We start from the raw sequence: 3,932 nt of genomic DNA, 5'->3' as shown, positions 1-3,932 counted from the left end.
CGGGCTCGCTGCGTGTGCAGCACCGGCAGGCGTCCCTCGAGGAACTCGGGCAGCTCGCGGATCCGCCGATGACGAAGGACGCCGTGGCCGGCCGCATCCGGCGGCTGCTGTCGATGGCGGACCGCCGCGCCAAGGAACTCGGCATTCCCGACACCGAGTCCGCGGTGACGATGGAGCTGCTCGACGAGGCGTAGTCCGAGGCCCGGCGCGGGGTTCTTTCGACGCCGGTCAAATCCCACCTTCCTCGACTCGGCAGATTAGGGTGAGGGCACAAGCTGCACCACCATCGAGGTAAAGGAGCTTCATCGTGACTGTGCGCGTAGGCGTGAACGGCTTCGGTCGCATCGGGCGGAACCTCTTCCGTGCGGTGGAGGCGCAGAAGGCACTCGGCAACACCGACATCGAGATCGTTGCTGTGAACGACCTCACCGACAACGACACCCTCGCGACGCTCCTGAAGTACGACTCGATCCTGGGGCGTCTCGACAAGGACGTCCGCGCCGAGGGCGACTACATCTACGTGGGCGACCAGAAGATCACCGCCCTCGAGATCAAGGAAGGCCCGGCGGCCCTGCCCTGGGGCGATCTCGGGGTCGACGTCGTCGTCGAGTCCACCGGCATCTTCACCAACGCAGCCAAGGCCAGGGGTCACCTGGACGCCGGCGCCAAGAAGGTCGTCATCTCGGCGCCCGCCACCGACGAGGACATCACCATCGTCATGGGCGTCAACCACGACAAGTACGACGGCACGCAGAACATCATCTCGAACGCCTCGTGCACCACGAACTGCCTCGGCCCCCTCGCCAAGGTGCTGAACGACGAGTTCGGCATCGAGAAGGGCCTGATGACCACCATCCACGCGTACACCCAGGACCAGAACCTGCAGGACGGGCCGCACAGGGACCTGCGTCGCGCCCGCGCCGCCGCCCTGAACATCGTCCCGACCGGCACCGGTGCCGCCAAGGCCATCGGCCTCGTGCTCCCCGAGCTGGCCGGCAAGCTCGACGGCTACGCGCTGCGCGTTCCGGTCCCGACCGGCTCGGTGACCGACCTGACCGCGACGCTGCTCAAGAAGGCCACCGTCGACGAGGTCAACGCCGCGGTCAAGGCCGCCGCGGAGGGCCCGCTCGAGGGCATCATGAAGTACAACACCGACCCCATCGTCTCCTCGGATATCGTCACCGATCCGCACTCGTCGATCTTCGACGCACCACTGACCAAGGTCATCGACGACCAGGTCAAGGTCGTGGCCTGGTACGACAACGAGTGGGGTTACTCCAACCGCCTGGCCGACCTCATCGACCTCGTCGGCAAGTCCCTCTGACAACGGCGGCAAGTCCCTCTGACACCATCGGCAAGTCCCTCTGACAACGATTGAATAGGACACTCGAACAGTGGCAGTTCAGACCCTGAAGGATCTGCTGGACGCGGGGGTCGAAGGGCGCGGTGTGCTGGTGCGCTCGGACCTCAACGTCCCGCTGGACGGCGCGACGATCACCGACCCCGGTCGGATCCTCGCGTCGGCCCCGACGATCAAGGCGCTCGCCGACGCCGGCGCCAAGGTGGTCGTCACCGCGCACCTCGGCCGCCCCAAGGGCGAGGCCGACCCGAAGTTCTCGCTCGCGCCCGTCGCCGCGAAGCTCGGGGAGGTGCTGGGCCGCAACGTCCAGCTCGCCGGTGATGTCGTGGGGCAGGACGCCCTGGCCCGGTCCGAGGGCCTGACCGACGGCGACATCCTCCTGCTGGAGAACATCCGCTTCGATCCGCGCGAGACCAGCAAGGACGACGCGGAACGCCTGGCGCTGGCCCGCGACCTGGTCGAGCTGGTCGGCGACGACGGGGCGTTCGTGTCCGACGGCTTCGGTGTCGTGCACCGCAAGCAGGCGTCGGTGTACGACGTGGCGACGCTGCTGCCGCACTACGCGGGCACGCTCGTCGCGGCCGAGGTCGACGTGCTGGCCCGCCTGACGGCCGATCCGGAACGTCCCTACGCGGTCGTGCTCGGCGGCTCGAAGGTCTCCGACAAACTGGCCGTGATCGAGGCGCTCGCACCGAAGGTCGACACCCTGGTCATCGGTGGCGGCATGTGCTTCACCTTCCTTGCCGCGCAAGGTATCTCGGTGGGCAACTCGCTCCTCGAGGAGTCGATGATCGAGACCTGCAAGGCTCTGCTCGACCGGTTCGGCGACGTCATCCACATCCCGCAGGACGTGGTGATCGCCGACAGCTTCTCCGCCGACGCCGAGGCGAAGACGGTACCCGTCACCGAAATCGAGGACGGGTGGATGGGCCTGGACATCGGCCCCGAGTCGGTGGCCCGGTTCGCGCACCACCTGGCGGGCGCGAAGACCGTGTTCTGGAACGGCCCGATGGGTGTGTTCGAGTTCGCGAAGTTCGCGGACGGCACCAAGGGTGTCGCCGAGGCCATCATCGAGGCCACCGGCAAGGGCGCGTTCAGCGTCGTCGGCGGCGGCGACTCGGCCGCGGCCGTGCGTCTGCTGGGTCTGCCCGAGGACGGCTTCTCGCACATCTCCACGGGCGGCGGTGCCTCCCTCGAATACCTCGAGGGCAAGGAACTTCCCGGCATCGCGGTTCTGGAGGGCTGACCGGATGGCACGCAAGCCGCTCATCGCGGGCAACTGGAAGATGAACCTCAACCACCTCGAGGCCATCGCCCTGGTGCAGAAGATCGCCTTCACACTCCCGGAGAAGTACCTCGACAAGGTCGACGTGGCGGTGCTCCCGCCGTTCACCGACATCCGGTCGGTGCAGACCCTGATCGAGGGCGACAAGATCAAGCTCACCTACGGTGCGCAGGACCTGTCCGTCCACGACTCCGGCGCCTACACCGGGGAGATCTCCGGTGCGATGCTCGCCAAGCTCGGCTGCACGTTCGTCGTCGTCGGGCACTCCGAGCGGCGCACGCTGCACGGTGAGACCGACGAGATCGTGCGGGACAAGGCCAAGGCCGCGCTGCGGCACGGCCTGACGCCGATCGTGTGCATCGGCGAGGGTCTCGACATCCGCGAAGCCGGCAACCACGTCGAGTACAACGTCGAGCAGCTGAAGGGCTCGCTCGCGGGCCTGACCGCCGACGAGATCGCGAAGACCGTGATCGCGTACGAGCCGGTGTGGGCCATCGGCACCGGCAAGGTGGCTTCGGCCGCCGACGCCCAGGAGGTGTGCGCCGCGGTGCGCGCCACGCTCGGCGAGCTGGCCTCGCCGGAGGTGGCCGCGACCGTCCGCGTCCTCTACGGCGGCTCGGTCAACGCCAAGAATGTCGGCGAGCTTATCGCGCAGACCGACGTCGACGGTGGCCTGGTCGGCGGGGCGTCGCTCAAGGCCGACGAGTTCGCGCAGCTCTCGGCGATCGCCGCGGGCGGTCCGCTGCTGTAGCGGACGACTGTTCCCTTCGTGGGGCGCAGGATCGCACCGATCCTGCGCCCCACGGCATTTCATCCGGAAAGTGACTCGACACCGATGACCACCGCAGGTTCCGTCCGACGCGGCCCCACCCGCCGAACCGCACTGTTCGGCCTGCTCGCCGTGCTGATCGTCGCGGCGTGCCTGCGCCCGCCGATCACCGCGGTCGGCCCGCTGCTGGGGTCGATCGGGGCCGACACCGGCCTGGGCAGCACCGGGCTCGGGATCCTCGGAGCGGTCCCGCTGCTGTGCTTCGCGGTGGTGTCCCCGTGGATCCACCGGCCCGCGGCCCGCTTCGGTTCGCAACTGCTGATCCTGTTCGCCATGGGGGTGCTCGCCGCCGGGATCCTCGTGCGGTCGCTGCCGGGTGCGCTCTGGCTGTGGCCGGGCACCGTGGCGATCGGCGCCGGGATCGCGGTCGCGAACGTGCTGCTGCCCGCCGTCGTCAAACGCGATCACGCGGGCCGGCTCGCGACCGTGACCGGTGTGTATTCGTCGGTCACCACCGG

General features: G+C 68.6%; 4 protein-coding genes and 1 pseudogene. All 5 read left to right on the top strand.

Annotated elements, in window-relative coordinates; translation table 11 throughout:
- The coding region (whiA, locus tag ACN675_RS28215; RefSeq protein WP_420753961.1) for a DNA-binding protein WhiA at window positions 1–194 on the top strand (194 nt) is incomplete at its 5' end.
- Window positions 195–307: 113 nt separating this feature from the next.
- Window positions 308–1,324, top strand: a complete 1,017-nt coding sequence (gap, locus tag ACN675_RS28210; protein ID WP_420753960.1) for a type I glyceraldehyde-3-phosphate dehydrogenase — start codon at window positions 308–310, stop codon at window positions 1,322–1,324.
- 70 nt (window positions 1,325–1,394) lie between these two features.
- Window positions 1,395–2,606, top strand: coding sequence for a phosphoglycerate kinase (locus tag ACN675_RS28205; RefSeq protein WP_420753959.1), 1,212 nt, complete (start codon window positions 1,395–1,397; stop codon window positions 2,604–2,606).
- A 4-nt stretch (window positions 2,607–2,610) separates the two neighbouring features.
- Complete coding sequence (gene tpiA / locus ACN675_RS28200) at window positions 2,611–3,396, top strand: triose-phosphate isomerase (RefSeq protein ID WP_420753958.1); 786 nt, start codon at window positions 2,611–2,613, stop codon at window positions 3,394–3,396.
- Between the two features lie 84 nt (window positions 3,397–3,480).
- A pseudogene (locus ACN675_RS28195) lies at window positions 3,481–3,932 on the top strand (MFS transporter); the annotation flags it as partial.

This window comes from Rhodococcus sp. O3 (assembly GCF_048897285.1).
Lineage (GTDB): Bacteria > Actinomycetota > Actinomycetes > Mycobacteriales > Mycobacteriaceae > Rhodococcus.
This window is presented reverse-complemented; position numbering and strand designations above follow the sequence as displayed.

Coding starts and splice junctions, on each gene's coding strand:
- tpiA (WP_420753958.1), top strand. CDS start 2,611: ATGGCACGCAAGCCGCTCATCGCGGGCAACTGGAAGATGAACCTCAAC.